The following is a 15,786-nucleotide window of genomic DNA, read 5'->3' on the forward strand; positions in this document are numbered from 1 at the left end:
GGCTCCATGCCTACGGCCTGACGCTTCGCTTGCCAACAATCAGTCGGCAATTCTCTTACTGAGAAAGAATCCAGCCGACAATATTTTTGATCTCACCCGCGTCCTTGGTCGCGATGATCTTGTGCTCCTCTTCTGTTCCGTCTTTCTGTTTGACCTTTGGCGCCTTGGTCAGGGCGTCGGTCAACTTGGCTTCGGCGTCAGGCTTGCCTTTCCATTTCTCGGCAATCTTCTTGAAAGAGGATGCCTTCTTGTCCTTGTCTATGGCGTGGCATTTCAGACAATCACTTTTCTTGGCCAATGCCACGGCCGCATCGGCATCGACTGCGGCGTAAGACGCACCGGAAAATGCTGCTGCCGCGACGCCCAGGACCGAAAGGGTGAATAGTTTTTGGGGAATCGAAAGTTTCATTGCGATGTTTTCCATGTAGTTCCGCTCACGTCAGTTCACGGAAGATTATTGCTATTGGAATCGTCAAGAATCTGTCCGTCGGGGCAACACCACCTCACCAGACCCGCCCTGACAAAAACGGAATCCGATACACGGTCCACACATAACCTGACCCGTAAAAAGTCTGGAAGTCAAACCAATCTGACAGACAGAAACGTTGTTATCTTGCGCTGATTCGTGCTGCACTTGCGCAGAATATGAGCCGATTCTGATCTGAGTCAAGCCGGTAGCTACAAAACCGGATTCCGCCCCCGATGCGGCCCCGACCAGGAGCCGATCCGCCCGCCAAACGGTCTGAGAGAGCCGAATTTCTTATGGCTGTACAAAATAAATATTACGACTTAAACGTCGCATCTCGTTGATTCAGTGCGCATTTGTCATTTTTTTCTTTTCAAAGGTATATCGAATTTGTACTTGGGAGTGCCGGCTGGGCGCTTGTCAGCATCCTTTCTAGCACCTGCATGCAAGCCCAACTTGTTGATATTAAACATAAATATCAATTGAAACCAATCTGGCACAGGACTTGCATCATGGAAACAAGCAAGAACTGATAGGTGGTCAAAATGATTGCGAAAACCAAAATTCTGGTCGTGGACGACGAAGAAGTCGTTCGGCTCAGTTATCTCAGAACCTTGTCAGGGCAGCACTGCAATGTGGACGTGGTCGCAGACGGCAAAGACGCATTGCAAATGATGAGCCAACAGCCATTCGATGTTGTTTTGCTCGATTTGCGTATGCCTGGAATGGATGGCATGACTGTTCTCAAGACCATCAAACAGAAGTGGCCCGAAAGTGAAGTGATCATCATCACAGGGTATCCAGCCGTTGAATCTGCCAAGGCGGCGGTAACGCTGGGCGCCTATGGCTATCTCGCCAAGCCGGTTGGTCCGGACGATGTCATCAACGCTGCCAATGGCGCCATGTTGCATAAAAGATGGGCCTTGCGTTGCGACCAGCCTGCGCAATGTGCGGCGATGCGGTAGAGGTCAATGAGGCAAGGATTCAAGTTCAGGACTGGTAGCAATTTCGCTGTCCAGGCCAGTTTTTCAAAGGAGAAATATCATGAGTGCACTGCGTAAAATTTTGGTTGTGGATGACGATCCTGTAGTTGGCAAGAGCTTCAACCGGGTGCTTTCTCAGGACAAAGGATATGTGGTCATCACCGCCGAGAATGCCGCCGAAGCGCTGGAAAAACTGCACGAGCAAGAGTACGACCTTGTTTTCACGGACATCAAGATGCCGGGCATGGACGGCGTCGAGTTGGCCGAACACGTCAAGGCCAGTCGGCCCTGGACACCCGTGGTCATCATCACCGGCTACGGCACCGCTGAAAACGAAGTAAGAGCCAAGGCAGCGGGCGTGTCGGACTTCATGCGCAAGCCGCTGTCACCGGAGATGATTGAAGAAAGCGCCGCACATGCGCTGCTCCAACCCGCGCTGACCATCGTTCCAACACTGCAAGCCAGCCCGGTCGAACAGTCGCAGGTCGAAGTGCCGCAGGAAAAGAGCAACTTCAGGAACATCGCCCTGTTTCTGGCAGCGCCATTCATCGGCCTAGCCTATGCAGTCATGCTTCCACTCGTTGGCACCGGCATGCTGGTCTGGATGGGAGCGCAGGCCTTGATGAAGAAGTCGCGCCCGGAGTAAAGTGAACACCACCAAGGAAGACCGTCTGCTCTGATAGTTGCAGGCGATAAACTTCAAAAAAAGAGGAAAATTCCCATGAATGCACTGTGCACATTGACCGATAGGCATCTGCTGTCACACGCAAAGAGTCTGGTCTTGCTTGGCCTGTTCGGGGTAGTGCTTTCTTTTGCTGGGCCGCAGGCTCGCGCCGGAGGAAGTGAATTGGCCAAAGAGGAACTGGCATGCTTGAGTTGTCATGACAAAGTCGGGCCGGGAAAGAAGCTTGAAAACGGAGAAATTCTTTCCCTTGCCATTTCCACCAAAGCCTATGTCGAGTCGATGCATAAGGAAACCAGTTGCGAGGACTGCCACTCGGACATTGATGCCAAGACTCACGGCAAAAAAATAACACCGATCAAGAGCAAGCGGGACTTCACCCTCAGCATGCGCGAGTCTTGCCGGGCGTGCCACAAAAAGAACTTCACGCAGTATGAAGACAGTGTCCATGCGGCACTGATCAAAGATGGCAGCAAAGAGGCGCCGCTTTGTTCGGATTGCCACAATCCGCATATGGTTCGCTCCACAAAGACGGTCGAGCCGATCACAGCAACTCCCTGTGCGAACTGCCACGAGAATATCTTCAAAGCCTATGCCAAGGACGTGCATGGACTGGCGCGCATTGCCAACGGCAAAACTGCCCCTCTTTGTGCCGATTGCCACAAAGCCCACAATGTCCAGGCGGCGTCCTTGGGCAGCGGCATCAAGGACGCTTGTCTTTCTTGCCATGAAAACGCAGTCGACCAGCATAAAGACTGGTTGCCCAATGCCTCGCGCCACTTTGAGGCGATCTCGTGCCCGGTTTGTCATGCACCGACTGCGCAGCGCCGGGTAAATCTCAGGCTTTATGACAATGTTGCCATGAAGCAAATCTCTGAAAAAGCAGGGGTTCCGCAGTTTGAGAAACGGACGCAGGCTGCTGACACCAAGGATCTGGGTTTGAATGAGCGGGCCCTATGGAGCTTGCTGAAGGAATTCAACCAGGACGGCGGTGAAGGGAAAACAGTCTTACGCGGCCGCCTGGAGGTGCTATCGGGTGTTGATGCACATCAGTTAAGCGAAAAAACAAAGGCTGTCAGAGACTGCAAGACCTGCCATCAAAAAGGGGCAGAACCCTTCCAAAGCGTCACGCTGACGATCGCCGGTGCAGACGGTCGGCCGATTCGCCATGGGGTCCAACAAGAGGTGTTGACCTCATTGCTGGCCACCGAATCCGTGCGTGGTTTCTACGCCATCGGCAGCACGCGGATCAAGTTGTTGGACACTTTGCTGATCATGGTCATGCTGGGCGCTGTCAGCGTGCCGATTGGGCACATGACCATCAAGCGATTATTCAAAAGCGTGCGGGAGAAACTGGCAGCCGAGAGGATGGCCACACGATCTGAGACCGATGACCAAGATTCAACCCATCATCGTCGCACCGATGATGACGCCTCAAAATAGCAGGAGTCAACCATGCAAAAGCTTTATATCAATCCGCTACCGGTCAGAATCTGGCACTGGACCAATGCCTTCGGTTTCGTGCTACTGATTGCCACCGGCCTTCAGATCCGGTACCTCGACTTGATCCAACTGGTGTCATTCAGAACGGCGGTGGTCGCTCACAACTGGATTGGCTTTGTGCTGATCGCCAATTTCTTTGTGTGGCTAAGCTTTTATCTTTTCACGGACAAGATCAAGGTCTATCACCCCGAGTTAAGTCCGATGAAGTATTTTCGCGCCAGCTTCCGGCAAATGCAGTTCTATGGTTACGGCATCTTCAAGGGTGACCCCAATCCACATCACCCTAGCGCCTATCGAAAATTCAATGCTTTGCAGAGCATGATGTACCAGATCATCATGATGTTGCTGGTGCCCCTGCAGTTTTTTACCGGCGTGCTGCTTTGGGATGTGTCGCGATTTTCTGCCATGGTGGAGATGTTTGGTGGCGTGCGGGTAGTCGATACCGTGCACGTTCTGTTATTCATCCTGTTTAGCGGATTTATCATTGTGCATGTCTATTTGGCGAGTCTCGGCCACACGCCATCGGCACATTTCAAAGCCATGATCACCGGTTACGAGGAAATTGAAGACGAGCCGAAACACGGCACCGCTTCCTGAAGACTGGCAATTAGGCCTTGCGCGCCGCACCTCGGCGCGCCAAATCAAATGGGTTCGGGTTCGCCGTCGTCGTATTCGGTATCCCGGACCCGAATGTTGTACTTCTTCATCAATGCCTGAAAATTGGTGCGCTGCATGCCGGTTTCTTCGGCGCTGCGGGTCACGTTCGACGCGTTTCTTTTTAGTGTTTCCTGGACGAACAGCTTCTCAACTTCCTCAACCGACTTTTCTCTGGCAATTTTTTTAATTCTCTTGAGTTCATCGCTGGTGCGAGGCACGTCAAGATCGAGCCGGGGAGAATTGTCAATTATGCTAGCCAGATGCGCCTGACGGATGATGCCGTCAGACGACAGGATCACGGCCCGCTGCATGGTGTTTTCAAGTTCACGCACATTACCTGGCCAGCCATAGTTCATCAGCAGACTCATCGCTCCCTCCGAAATCTCTGACACGGGCTTTCCCAGTTCACCGCAAAAAATTTTCAGGAAGTGAAAGGCCAGCGCGGGAATATCGTCGCGGCGCTCGCGCAAGGCTGGCGAGTGAATTGGGAAGACATTGATGCGGTAGTAAAGATCCTCACGGAACGTTCCTTCAGCCACCATCGCCTTGAGATCCTTGTTGGTCGCGGTAATGAGCCGGACATTGGTTTTCTGGCTGGTGGTTGTGCCGACCGGCCTGAACTCACGCTCCTGGATCACGCGCAACAATTTAGCTTGGGTTGACAGCGGGATATTGCCGAATTCATCGAGGAACAATGTGCCATTGTTGGCGACATCGAACATGCCGCGTTTGTTGGCCACGGCCCCGGTAAAGGATCCCTTGGTGTGCCCGAACAATTCACTCTCCAGGAGGTTCTCACTCAGCGTGTTGCAGTCAACGGTGACAAATGGCTGATCCTTGCGCAAGCTGTTGTAATGAATGGCGCGCGCAATCATTTCCTTGCCGGTGCCACTTTCTCCGGTGATCAGCACGGTGCTGTTTGTCGGTGCACACTTGGCGATCAGGCCAAAGACTGCCTGCATCGGCGGACTCGAGCCGATGATGTTCTCAAAACGATATTTTGAGCTGACTTCGGTCTTGAGCTTGCGATTCTCTTGCATCAATTGCCGCCGCTCCAGGGCGCGATTGACAACAAGCTTGAGTTCATCTGGATCGAAGGGCTTTGACAGGTAGTCAAATGCGCCCAGCTTCATGGCCTTGACAGCCGTTTGAATCTCGGACAAACCGGTCATCATGATGACGTCGATCTCCGGATGCCTTTCCTTCACGTGTTGCAAGACCTCAAGACCGTCCATCTTGGGCATCATGACGTCGAGAATGAGAATATCGTAGGCTGTCTCATCGACTTTTTTCAAGGCCTCAAAGCCGCCCGGCGCGGAGTCCACGGTATACAAGTCATCGTGGAGTATGCGCACGCAACTTCTTACAACAATCTCTTCGTCGTCAACAACCAATATTCTGGCACTCATGGGGTACTCTCCGCGGCCTGGGATTCGGTTTCATCAAAAGGAGACGTTATAGGCAGAAGGACGTGAAAAGTAGTTCCTTCTCCAACCACGCTTTCAACATTGATCTTGCCACCGTGGGCTTTGACAATGCCATAACTGACGGACAAGCCCAGCCCCGTTCCCTTGCCCACCTCTTTGGAGGTAAAAAATGGTTCGAAAATACGCTCCAGGTTGGCTGGCGGAATACCGCAACCGGTGTCCGTCACGCTTATTTCAACCATCGGAAGGTTATCAACGCCAGGTTTGTCAGAAGCCATGCCGGGATAAAGACGACTCGCGACCTTAATGCTGCCCTTGCCCTCGATGGCTTGCTGGGCATTGACAAGCAAATTCAAGATGACCTGCTTAATCAGGTCGGCGTCACCCCATACCTGGGGTAACGCAGGATCAAGAGCAGTTGTGATCTCGATCTGCTGCAAGGATGCTGGCCGTTCAACAAAACGCACGGTGTCTTCAATCACTAGATTCAGGTTGAAAAACCCCTTCACCGGCACTTTCTCTCTTGCGAAATCGAGAAGTCTCCTGATGATGCTGGCACACCGTTTGGTCTCGCGGATCACCAGGTCCAAATCCGCGGCATCCTCACTGCCATCGGCCGCTTTCTTGCGCATCAGGGAGGTGAAGGTCAGCACGCCGGTGAGCGGATTATTCAATTCATGGGCAATGCCAGACGCCAGCACGCCAATGGAGGCCAGCTTTTCCCCCTGCGCGACCTCGGCCTTGGCAGCCAGCAGTTCCCGGGTTCGTTCCGTGACCTTGGATTCCAGGGTATGCAACATGTCCTGCATCTCTGACCTTGATGCTTTCAGTGCTTCAGTCATATGATTAAAAGATGCCGCAACGCGGCCGAATTCATCATTGCTGCGCACCGGAATACTCTGATCAAGGCGGCCAGCGGCGACCTCGTTGGCGCCGGAATCCATGTCTTTCAAAGGCACATAAATAAAGCGCTGCAGCAAAACGCCGATGCTGGTGGCAAAAATGAGAATGAACCCAGCTGCCATGCCAATCACGTGAATGGTATGCGTCCTTCTCGACTGGTCAATCTCATCGAGAGAATAGGCGACATCCACAATGCCAAGCACCGACTGACTGGCAGAATGTTCGTGGCAGGACGCGGATGAACACGAAGGCTCGTTGCGTATTGCTTGCATGGTACCGAGAACTCGGTGCCCCCCCGGCATTTCAATGACTTTCCACCGCTTGTCGTCTGAGACTTGCTTCAGGGGTGTGCTGGTCTTATGGCATTGAACACAAGGTTCGTCCTGTTGTTCAACCGAATAGCCAACCTCTGATGTCCGGTTTGAATGAATGATCGTGCCGTCTTTATTGATCACCCGGACGCGTTCAATGCCTTTTTGCTTGCCGATGTCCTCGATGATCTTGCCAGCGATGTCACGCTCGTTCACCAACATCGCATTACGCGTACTCGCGATAATCACGTCGGAAATTTGTGTGACATGCCGGGAAATCTCACTCTGCAGTTCTTCCTCCCGGTGTTCAACGAAAACCAGTGTAAACAGGACCGCCACCGCTGAAAGAACGATGAACAGATACAGGCTGATTTTGACCCTGAGACTTATTGAACGCATTTACCATGTCTGAATAAGCGGCAAATTCATTATGACATCGCGTTCATGGCCTCAAAGTGATCAGAATCAAGTTCCTCTTCATCCGCGATGGCAAGCCATGGCGATTTATGAGATTTCTTCGCTCCCCGTCCGGCTCAAGTGCGGCAACTGGCGCGTCAACTTCAAACCGGCACCGCGACAACCCGCCCTTGCGCCGCGCTTTGCTCACCCAGAGTAAGCAGTTGCATGACGGCGCGCACGTCTCTGGCGGTCACCGGTGGCTCGGGGGTCAAGCCGCACAGGTGGTCGCGCAACTGCGCGTAATAGGCCAGGTAGTTGCCGCACGGGTTGGGTGCTGCACGACGCACCGAGACCGGAGATGCCACCCCGGCGATCATGTCAAACCGCAAGACTTCGCCCGCCTGCGGGTCTTGCCCCCAATCGTGCAGCGCATCCATTTGCGGGTGACGCCCGGCTTTGAGTGCGTCTTCTTGCGTATCCAGCCCAAATTTGGTGAAACTGCCCTGAGTGCCATGCACCGCCCAGCGTGGGCCCAACTCAGCGACCAGCGTGCTGGCGTGCAAAATCACGCGCAAACCACCGTGGCGCGTGTCGTAGCGCAAGACGGCATGAAACCAGTCGTTCACTTGGGCACCATCGCGCAGGCAAGCCAGGTCCAGGCACAGCGCATCAGGCACGCCCCACAAGGCCAGCGCCTGATCCACCAGATGCGGCCCGAGATCAAACCACAGACCCGAGCCGGGCAGACTTTGCTCGCGCCAGCGCGCTGGCACGGTGGGGCGATAGCGGTCAAAGTGCGACTCCACTTGCACCACACGTCCCAGTTGGCCACTGGCCAGTACTTGTTGCAGCGCCAGAAAATCAGAGTCAAAGCGGCGGTTCTGAAACACGGTCAACATCCGGTTTTCGGCTTGGGCGGTGGCCAGCAAATCATCTGTCTCGGCCAGCGTCACGCAGCAGGGTTTGTCCACCACCACGTGCTTGCCCGCCTGCAAGGCGGCTTTGGCCAGGGCATGGTGGCTGATGTTGCTGGTGGCAACCACGACCACGTCAATGTCGGGATCAGCAAACACCACCTCGGGTGTCGCCACCACACGCACCAGCGGCCAGTCAGCGTGCACGGCCTCGGGCCTGCTGGAGCAGATGCAGGCCAATTGCAAACCTGGTACACCCGAGATCAACGGCACATGAAAAATTCGGCCCGCGTTACCGTAACCAATCAAGGCAACTTGCAGCGGTGCGGCGCTGGCAGAATTTGAGGCATTTGTTGATTCATTCATGTCGTCATCATCCTCGAAAACACATACACGGCACTTTCACTGTCGGTCGGGCCGGGCGTTCAGCTGAAACGCCGACGTTCTGAAGGCACCCAAAATGAGCTATCGTCAACCTATGTCTTGCCTGAAAGCAACTGATGCTTAATTTCTTACCCGCACCCTTGGTGGGCCTGATCGCCAGCCTGCTGCTGGCGCTCAACGCGCTGTTCTGGGTGCCAGTCCTGCTGCTTTTTTCTTGTGTGAAGCTGCTCCTCCCGATCAAAGCCGTGCGTTTGTTGATCGACCCGCTTCTTCTGCACATCGCCGAAACCTGGATTGCCGGCAACAGCGGCTGGATGCGGTTGACCCAACGCACCAGTTGGGATGTGCAGGGTGTTGAGGGTCTCAACTACCGTAGCTGGTACCTGGTCAACTGCAACCACCAGTCCTGGGTCGACATTCTGGTGTTGCAGCATTTGTTTAACCGGCGCATCCCGCTGCTCAAGTTTTTTCTCAAACAGCAACTGATCTGGGTGCCGGTGATGGGGCTGGCGTGGTGGGCGCTGGAGTTCCCGTTCATGCGCCGTCACAGTGAGGAGTTCCTGAAAAAACATCCCGAGATGCGTGGCAAAGACCAGGCCACCACTCGCAAGGCCTGCGAGAAGTTTGCCCTGATTCCCACCAGCGTGATGAATTTTCTGGAAGGTACGCGCTTCACACCGGCCAAACACCTGCGGCAACAGTCACCGTACAAGCATCTGCTCAAACCGAAGGTCGGCGGCATGGCGCTGGCCCTGAACGCCTTGGGTGACAAGTTTCAAGCCATTCTGGATGTGACCATTGTTTACCCGGACGGTGCCCCCGCTTTCTGGCAATTTCTAACCGGCAAGCTTAAACGCGTCATTGTTCGGGTACGTTCCTTGCCAATTCCCCAACACCTGGTGCAAGGGGACTACGCCGGTGACCCGGCCGTGCGCGAGGCGTACCAGCAATGGGCGCAGCAGATGTGGGCCGACAAGGATGCACAGATTGAGGCGCTCATTTCCAGGTCAAATCAGCGTGCAGGCCCTCCATAATCCAGCATGTTTCAACAGGCTGATTCACACACCACCCACATGACTTACACGGCAGTACTCCAGGGCCTCAAGGTCATCGAACTGGGACAGCTCATTGCGGGCCCTTTTGCCGCAAAAACGCTGGCGGACTTTGGCGCCGACGTCGTCAAGATCGAGCCTCCGGGCGCTGGTGACCCCTTGCGCAAGTGGCGTCTGCTCAAGGACGGCACCTCGGTCTGGTGGCAAGTGCAATCGCGCAGCAAGCGTTCTCTGGCGCTGGACCTCCGGCAAACCGAGGCACAAGACATCGTGCGCAAGTTGGTCCGGGAGGCCGATGTATTAATTGAAAATTTCCGGCCGGGCGCGATGGAGTCCTGGGGCTTGGGGCCCGACGAACTGCTGGCACTCAATCCGCGCCTCATCATGCTGCGGATCAGCGGTTACGGCCAGAGCGGCCCGTACCGCGACAAGCCGGGCTTTGGCGTGGTGGCCGAGGCCATGGGCGGGCTGCGCCACCTGACGGCCGAGCCGGGACGGGTTCCGGTGCGGGTTGGCGTGAGCATCGGTGACACGCTGGCGGCGCTGCACGGCGTGATTGGCATCTTGCTGGCTTTGCAGGAACGCCAGCGCTCGGGCCAAGGCCAGGTGATTGATGTGGCGCTGTACGAGGCGGTATTCAACTGCATGGAAAGCCTGCTGCCCGAGTACAGCGCCTTTGGCGAAGTCCGCGGCCCTGGCGGCAGCGCGCTGCCCGGCATCGCACCGAGCAACGCCTACCCCTGCCGGGACGGTGGTTACGCCTTGATCGCCGGTAACGGCGACAGCATCTTCAGACGTCTGATGAAGATCATTGGCCGTGACGACTTGGGCAATGATCCGGCGTTTGCAGACAATATCGGCCGCGTGGCCCGGGTGGGCGAGCTTGATGCGGCGATTGGTGAATGGGCGCAGCAACACACCGTCGACGAGGTGCTGGCAGCGCTCGACGCCGCCGGCGTTCCGGCCGGGCGCATCTACACCGTGGCCGACATCGCACGCGACCCGCATTACCGGGCACGCGGCATGATCGAGGAAATACGGCTGGATGATGGCAGCACGCTGGCCGTGCCCGGCATCTGCCCCAAGCTCTCGCGCACGCCCGGCAGTCATGGACGTCACGCGCCGCTTCAAGTGGGGCAGGACAGCGATGCCGTGCTGCGCGAGATCGGTCTCACGCCGGCGCAAATTCAGGCGCTGAAAGACAAGGGCATTGTGGCCGCTGGACCCCAAAGAGTGATTTCGTAACTACGGCAACGAAGTCGCGACGCGCGACGCCTTGCAGATCGGGGCCACCGTTATTTGGCAGCGGGGGCGACGGCAATAGCCGTCAAGCACTTAGAGCTTTTCCGTTTCACCCGACTTGGGCTGCCACTTCATCAGACGCTTTTCCACCATGCCGACTGCGCCATCCAGCACCAGCGCAAATAGGGTCAGGACCAATATGCCGGCAAACACCGTGTTGATATCGAATGTGCCTTCTGCCTGCAGGATCAGGTAACCGACGCCGCGTGCCGAACCCATGTACTCGCCAACGATGGCTCCGACGAAAGCCAAGCCGACCGACGTATGCAGGCTGGAAAAGACCCACGACGTAGCCGATGGCAGGTAAACGCTGCGCAGCAGTTGACGCGCATTGGCGCCTAACATGCGGGCATTCGCCAGCACGACCGGACTGACTTCCTTGACGCCCTGGTAGACGTTAAAGAACACGATAAAAAACACCAGCGTGATCGCGAGCGCCACCTTGGACCAGATCCCCAGGCCAAACCACATCCCGAAGATAGGCGCCAGAATCACGCGCGGCATGGAGTTGGCTGCCTTGATGTAAGGATCCAAAATGGCGGAGGTCAGCGGCGACAAGGCCAGCCACAGGCCGACCCCCAAACCCATCACAGTGCCAATGCCGAAAGCCAGCAAGGTCTCCGTCAAGGTAATGAGAAGATGGGAATAGATCTCGCCGGGAAAATGCAGGGTGAACCAGGTCGAATCACCCAATCCGACTTCGAGATTGCCGCTACCGGAGGTAAACCAGGCCCACACGCGCCCCAGGACAATCAAAGGCTCGCCGAAGAAGAAGGCCACTTGAATATCGCGCGAGATCCAGTGCCACAGCAAAAAGAACAGCAACAAGACCAGCACCTGCCAAATGCGGACGTTGCCCGAAGTGGGTCGAATTCGTCGCCACATGGTCAGGCCCGCCTCTTTTGCTGGGCATAGCCACGCAGGACTTCTTCCCGCAGCACATCCCAAATCTGGGTATGCAATTCCACGAAGCGTGGATTGCTGCGCACCTCGGCCACATCACGCGGGCGCGGCAAATCAATGGTGAAGTCACCGATCGGATGGGTGGCCGGTCCGGCAGACAGGACGATCACACGGTCGGACATGCCGATCGCCTCATCAAGATCATGGGTAATGAAAAGAACCGCTTTTTTCTTCGCACTCCAGAGTTCGAGCACTTCGTTTTCCATCAGTTGCCGGGTCTGGATATCGAGCGCAGAAAATGGCTCGTCCATCAGGATGATGTCGGGATCGAGTATCAAGGTTTGCGCCAATGCGACCCGTTTACGCATGCCACCAGAAAGCTGATGAGGGTAGCGATCGCCGAAGCCATGCAAGCCCACACGCGCCAGCCACGCTTCACCCTGCTCGACTGCCGCTGCTTCTTCCACGTTGCGAAATTGCAGGCCGGCGATCACGTTTTGCAGTGCGCTGCGCCAGGGCATCAGGGCATCCGACTGGAACATGTAGCCGGCTCGCCGGTTGATGCCGCTCAGCGGTTCGCCGAATATTTGCACACTGCCGGACGATGGCTGCAACAGCCCGGCGGCAACGTTCAGCAGCGTCGATTTTCCGCAACCCGTCGGCCCGACCACCGAGACGAATTCACCGGGCGCTATCGCGATTCGGGTGTCACTCACCGCGGTATAACGCTGACTACGATCCTCCTTCGAGACAAAGGTGCAACTGATCTGGTCAAGCAAAAGCGCTGGTGTCATCGATATTTGGCGTTGGCTTTTTTGACGAACTCGTTCGTGAAGGTCTTCGACAGGTCGATTTTTTTGTTCGCCAGCTCGGGCTCAAACGCAGTGAGCGTGCGCAAGGCCGTTGCAGCGCCTGCATCAGGGAAGCTGCCATCCGGTGAAAGTGCGCCGCGTATGTTCATGAAGGCATCAAGATAAAGAGCGCGGTCGCCGAGCAGAAAACTTTCCGGCACCACCTTGACAATATCCGACGGTCCTGCGGTTTGCAGCCATTTGAGGGCTCGGACCATGGCATTTGTGAGCGCCTGGGTCGTGTTCGGATATTTCTTGACGAAAGCCTCCGTCGCGTACAGGGTACCGGCTGGCATCGGTCCGCCGAAGAAGGCATTGGTGTCGGAGAGCTTGCGGGTATCGGCAATCACCCTGATCTCGTTTTTCTGCTGCAGCATGGTGATCACCGGGTCCAGGTTCGAGATCGCATCGATTTGCCCGGAACGCAGTGCCGACAAGGCGCCGGCCGAGGTACCCACACCAATGAAGGACACATCAGTCGGTTTCAGTCCGCCCTTGGACAGGACGAAATTGGCCATGATGTTGGTTGACGAACCGGGTGCGGAGACACCGATCTTCTTGCCTTTCAAGTCGGCGATGCTTTTGTAGTTCGGCAGGGTCTTGTTCGAGACGCCGAACACGATCTGCGGCGCCCGGCCCTGCAACACGAAAGCTGTGATCATCTGGCCCTTGGCCTGCATGTTGATCGTATGCTCGAAGGCGCCTGAAACGACATCAGCGCTGCCACCAATGAGCGCCTGCAGAGCTTTCGAACCGCCGGCGAAATCGCTGATCTCGACCTCCAGACCTTCGTCCTTGAAATAGCCGAGTTGTTCAGCGATGGTCAACGGCAGATAGTAGAAAAGATTTTTCCCGCCGACCGCGATCGAGACCTTCGATTTCTCGATCGACTGCGCAAAAGCGGACGTCGTAAGGCAGGCGGCCAGCATGACCATGCCGATCGCGATTTTCTTGAAATTCATGTTGTCTCCTCAAATGATTCCGTCGCGCTTGAATGGCGTGATCAGTAAATATCATACCCCAGCCCACCTGAGACTTGCGCATCATGGCGTTCGCCCGGAGGCAGCGGATGTGGCCGGACAGAGATGCCCCCGACTGAGGCGCTTTTTTTCAAATCAAATTGAGCTGTAGCCCCCGTACCATAGGCGTATTAAGCTACTAATTACATAGCAAATTTCAGCCTGATGCTGTCGAAAGTCGCAGCCGGCTAATTGGCTTCAATACGACCCCTGGGACGCTGTCACTCGTCACCAAGTCGGATCGCAAAAGAAGCTATTCCCGCTGAGAAAGCTTGAACACCGACACCGTCTGTACCAACTCCTGTGCCTGAGATTTCAGGCTGTCGGCGGCGGCGGCCATCTCCTCCACCAGCGCCGCGTTCTGCTGTGTGACCTGGTCCATCTGCGTGATGGCTTCCCCCACTTGTGCAACCCCAATACTTTGTTCAGCGCTGGCGGTGCTGATTTCGCCCATGATGTCGGTGACGCGTTTGATGCTGCTCACCACCTCCTGCATAGTGCTGCCGGCCCGATCCACCAGCACCGTGCCCTGCTCCACACGCTCCACGCTGGCGTTGATCAAAGACTTGATTTCTTTGGCCGCCTCGGCCGAGCGTCCGGCCAGGGAGCGCACTTCCGTGGCGACCACCGCAAAGCCACGGCCTTGCTCCCCGGCTCGCGCCGCTTCCACCGCTGCGTTAAGCGCCAGGATGTTGGTCTGGAAAGCGATGCCGTCGATCACACTGATGATGTCGGAGATTTTGTGCGATGCGTCGTTGATACCTTTCATCGTTTCCACCACCTGGCCTACAACTTCGCCACCTTTGACCGCCACCGTACTCGCGTTGAGGGCAAGTTGATTCGCCTGGCGGGCGCTGTCGGCATTCTGTTTCACTTGCGAGCCCAACTGTTCCATGGAGGCAGCGGTTTCTTCGAGCACACTGGCCTGGCTTTCGGTGCGGGCAGAAAGATCGTGATTGCCCTGGGCAATCTGGACACTGGCCGTGGCCACGCTTTCGGCGCCCTGACGCACACTACCCACGACCTCGGACAGGCTTTCCTGCATGATTTTGAATTGGGCCATCATGCTATGGGTATCACCCGTCTTCAAGCCAATCGGCTGGCTGAGATCGCCATGGGCCACGCTCTGCGCCAGGCTGGCAGCCTCACCTGGCTCGGCGCCAAGTTGATTGAGCAAGCGCCGGACAATGGTGCCAATCACAAAAAGCAAGACGATCTGCACCACCAGTTGGCCAATCCAGATCCAGGTGTTGAACAGCTTGATGGCGGCCACATCATCCTTGATGTCAACGGTAACGCTAGCCACACCGAGGACGGAGCCCTCAGCCACGCCGTGGCACTCAAGGCATTTGCTGGAGCGGAATTCTTTCATTGCAATGAACGGAAGCACGGCCCTGAGTGACGCTTCGCCGTCGCCGTTGGCAATCGTCTTGAACTGTGTTTTTCCACTGGCAAGGACGCTGCGGTCCATGTCGTCGACGGGCTGTTCCTGAGGAAGGCCAACACCAAACTCGTCATTGGTTCCTTTGCCGCGGACAACCCGGAGTTCCTTGAGATTGTCGGAAACACCCATCTTCTGGATGAAAAGTGCACGACTCACAGGATCGCTGATGACATCCTTGTCGCCCAACTTGGTGACCATCAACGTGTTCAAGCCATTGATGACGCCGTCTGCCACTGCGACCGTCCGATCTTCGGCGGCAAGCAGGGCTCGCTGCTCAAACTGGTTCGACAGCCATTGCTGCGCACCGACAAGAACAACAATCAAAAATCCCTGTATGAGAAGCTGCAACTTCAGTTGCAGACCAATTTTGCTCCACCAGCCGGCGATGTTGTTCATTGTTGAGATTTCCGAAATAGTTACGGCAACTGAAGAGAAACCAAATGTATCTCGTGCAGGCTTAGAACTTATCCGTAAATAGTGGATAATGACTTTCCATGCGCGATGACCGCGTGTGGAGGGAAGATGGCCAAGGCGAAAGCATGGGAAGTTACCGACGAATTTTGGAAGCGAGTAGAGCCGTTGATCC

General features: G+C 55.8%; 14 protein-coding genes. 6 read left to right on the forward strand and 8 right to left on the reverse strand.

Translation table 11 applies throughout. From position 1 onward, the window contains the following. Nucleotides 1-55: 55 nt before the first annotated feature. Complete coding sequence (locus WA157_RS03325) at nt 56-424, reverse strand: c-type cytochrome (RefSeq protein WP_422619605.1); 369 nt, start codon at nt 422-424, stop codon at nt 56-58. Nucleotides 425-1,011: 587 nt separating this feature from the next. On the opposite strand from WA157_RS03325, the gene WA157_RS03330 reads away from it, so the two are divergent. The 4 genes from WA157_RS03330 (at nt 1,012) to WA157_RS03345 (ending at nt 4,231) form a co-directional block, all read left to right on the forward strand. After that, nucleotides 1,012-1,431, forward strand: coding sequence for a response regulator (locus WA157_RS03330; protein WP_422619606.1), 420 nt, complete (start codon nt 1,012-1,014; stop codon nt 1,429-1,431). Nucleotides 1,432-1,510: 79 nt separating this feature from the next. Next, nucleotides 1,511-2,095 carry a response regulator gene (locus WA157_RS03335; protein WP_422619607.1) on the forward strand — a complete coding sequence of 195 codons (585 nt, stop codon included), beginning with the start codon at nt 1,511-1,513 and terminating at the stop codon, nt 2,093-2,095. Nucleotides 2,096-2,170: 75 nt separating this feature from the next. Then, the gene (locus WA157_RS03340; RefSeq protein WP_422619608.1) at nt 2,171-3,574 is read left to right on the forward strand and encodes a cytochrome c3 family protein; all 1,404 of its coding nucleotides are present in this window, start codon (nt 2,171-2,173) and stop codon (nt 3,572-3,574) included. 12 nt (nt 3,575-3,586) lie between these two features. Then, nucleotides 3,587-4,231 carry a cytochrome b/b6 domain-containing protein gene (locus WA157_RS03345; protein ID WP_422619609.1) on the forward strand — a complete coding sequence of 215 codons (645 nt, stop codon included), beginning with the start codon at nt 3,587-3,589 and terminating at the stop codon, nt 4,229-4,231. 44 nt (nt 4,232-4,275) lie between these two features. Here WA157_RS03345 and WA157_RS03350 read toward each other — a convergent pair whose 3' ends face one another. The 3 genes from WA157_RS03350 to WA157_RS03360 form a co-directional block, all read right to left on the reverse strand. Further along, nucleotides 4,276-5,700 carry a sigma-54-dependent transcriptional regulator gene (locus tag WA157_RS03350; protein WP_422619610.1) on the reverse strand — a complete coding sequence of 475 codons (1,425 nt, stop codon included), beginning with the start codon at nt 5,698-5,700 and terminating at the stop codon, nt 4,276-4,278. Continuing rightward, on the reverse strand, nt 5,697-7,331 hold the full coding sequence (locus WA157_RS03355) for a sensor histidine kinase (RefSeq protein ID WP_422619611.1): 1,635 nt from the start codon (nt 7,329-7,331) through the stop codon (nt 5,697-5,699). Before WA157_RS03355 ends, WA157_RS03350 begins: the two co-directional genes overlap by 4 nt. Before the next feature lie 161 nt (nt 7,332-7,492). After that, on the reverse strand, nt 7,493-8,611 hold the full coding sequence (locus WA157_RS03360; protein WP_422619612.1) for an oxidoreductase: 1,119 nt from the start codon (nt 8,609-8,611) through the stop codon (nt 7,493-7,495). Between the two features lie 134 nt (nt 8,612-8,745). On the opposite strand from WA157_RS03360, the gene WA157_RS03365 reads away from it, so the two are divergent. Both WA157_RS03365 and WA157_RS03370 read left to right on the forward strand, forming a co-directional pair. Further along, complete coding sequence (locus WA157_RS03365) at nt 8,746-9,663, forward strand: acyltransferase (RefSeq protein WP_422619613.1); 918 nt, start codon at nt 8,746-8,748, stop codon at nt 9,661-9,663. A 39-nt stretch (nt 9,664-9,702) separates the two neighbouring features. Continuing rightward, complete coding sequence (locus tag WA157_RS03370; RefSeq protein ID WP_422619614.1) at nt 9,703-10,926, forward strand: CaiB/BaiF CoA transferase family protein; 1,224 nt, start codon at nt 9,703-9,705, stop codon at nt 10,924-10,926. 90 nt (nt 10,927-11,016) lie between these two features. On the opposite strand, the gene WA157_RS03375 is transcribed toward WA157_RS03370, so the two are convergent. The 4 genes from WA157_RS03375 to WA157_RS03390 all read right to left on the reverse strand — a co-directional run bounded on the left by WA157_RS03375 (nt 11,017) and on the right by WA157_RS03390 (nt 15,596). Further along, nucleotides 11,017-11,868 (reverse strand): ABC transporter permease, encoded by an 852-nt coding sequence (locus tag WA157_RS03375; RefSeq protein ID WP_422619615.1) that lies wholly within the window; start codon nt 11,866-11,868, stop codon nt 11,017-11,019. Nucleotides 11,869-11,870: 2 nt separating this feature from the next. Beyond that, nucleotides 11,871-12,680, reverse strand: a complete 810-nt coding sequence (locus WA157_RS03380; RefSeq protein ID WP_422619616.1) for an ABC transporter ATP-binding protein — start codon at nt 12,678-12,680, stop codon at nt 11,871-11,873. Then, nucleotides 12,677-13,699 carry an ABC transporter substrate-binding protein gene (locus tag WA157_RS03385; RefSeq protein ID WP_011465027.1) on the reverse strand — a complete coding sequence of 341 codons (1,023 nt, stop codon included), beginning with the start codon at nt 13,697-13,699 and terminating at the stop codon, nt 12,677-12,679. Before WA157_RS03385 ends, WA157_RS03380 begins: the two co-directional genes overlap by 4 nt. Nucleotides 13,700-14,009: 310 nt before the next feature. Next, nucleotides 14,010-15,596, reverse strand: a complete 1,587-nt coding sequence (locus WA157_RS03390) for a methyl-accepting chemotaxis protein (RefSeq protein WP_422619617.1) — start codon at nt 15,594-15,596, stop codon at nt 14,010-14,012. Between the last annotated feature and the right edge of the window lie 190 nt (nt 15,597-15,786).

Origin of the sequence: Rhodoferax ferrireducens (genome assembly GCF_049302455.1) — a bacterium.
In the GTDB taxonomy this organism is placed as follows: Bacteria; Pseudomonadota; Gammaproteobacteria; order Burkholderiales; family Burkholderiaceae_C; genus Rhodoferax; species Rhodoferax ferrireducens_B.

Excerpts from the sequence above, each read along its gene's own strand:
- WA157_RS03325 (WP_422619605.1), bottom strand. The coding sequence starts at position 424 with ATGGAAAACATCGCAATGAAACTTTCGATTCCCCAAAAACTATTCACC.
- WA157_RS03330 (WP_422619606.1), top strand. The coding sequence starts at position 1,012 with ATGATTGCGAAAACCAAAATTCTGGTCGTGGACGACGAAGAAGTCGTT.
- WA157_RS03335 (WP_422619607.1), top strand. The coding sequence starts at position 1,511 with ATGAGTGCACTGCGTAAAATTTTGGTTGTGGATGACGATCCTGTAGTT.
- WA157_RS03340 (WP_422619608.1), top strand. The coding sequence starts at position 2,171 with ATGAATGCACTGTGCACATTGACCGATAGGCATCTGCTGTCACACGCA.
- WA157_RS03345 (WP_422619609.1), top strand. The coding sequence starts at position 3,587 with ATGCAAAAGCTTTATATCAATCCGCTACCGGTCAGAATCTGGCACTGG.
- WA157_RS03350 (WP_422619610.1), bottom strand. The coding sequence starts at position 5,700 with ATGAGTGCCAGAATATTGGTTGTTGACGACGAAGAGATTGTTGTAAGA.
- WA157_RS03355 (WP_422619611.1), bottom strand. The coding sequence starts at position 7,331 with ATGCGTTCAATAAGTCTCAGGGTCAAAATCAGCCTGTATCTGTTCATC.
- WA157_RS03360 (WP_422619612.1), bottom strand. The coding sequence starts at position 8,611 with ATGAATGAATCAACAAATGCCTCAAATTCTGCCAGCGCCGCACCGCTG.
- WA157_RS03365 (WP_422619613.1), top strand. The coding sequence starts at position 8,746 with ATGCTTAATTTCTTACCCGCACCCTTGGTGGGCCTGATCGCCAGCCTG.
- WA157_RS03370 (WP_422619614.1), top strand. The coding sequence starts at position 9,703 with ATGACTTACACGGCAGTACTCCAGGGCCTCAAGGTCATCGAACTGGGA.
- WA157_RS03375 (WP_422619615.1), bottom strand. The coding sequence starts at position 11,868 with ATGTGGCGACGAATTCGACCCACTTCGGGCAACGTCCGCATTTGGCAG.
- WA157_RS03380 (WP_422619616.1), bottom strand. The coding sequence starts at position 12,680 with ATGACACCAGCGCTTTTGCTTGACCAGATCAGTTGCACCTTTGTCTCG.
- WA157_RS03385 (WP_011465027.1), bottom strand. The coding sequence starts at position 13,699 with ATGAATTTCAAGAAAATCGCGATCGGCATGGTCATGCTGGCCGCCTGC.
- WA157_RS03390 (WP_422619617.1), bottom strand. The coding sequence starts at position 15,596 with ATGAACAACATCGCCGGCTGGTGGAGCAAAATTGGTCTGCAACTGAAG.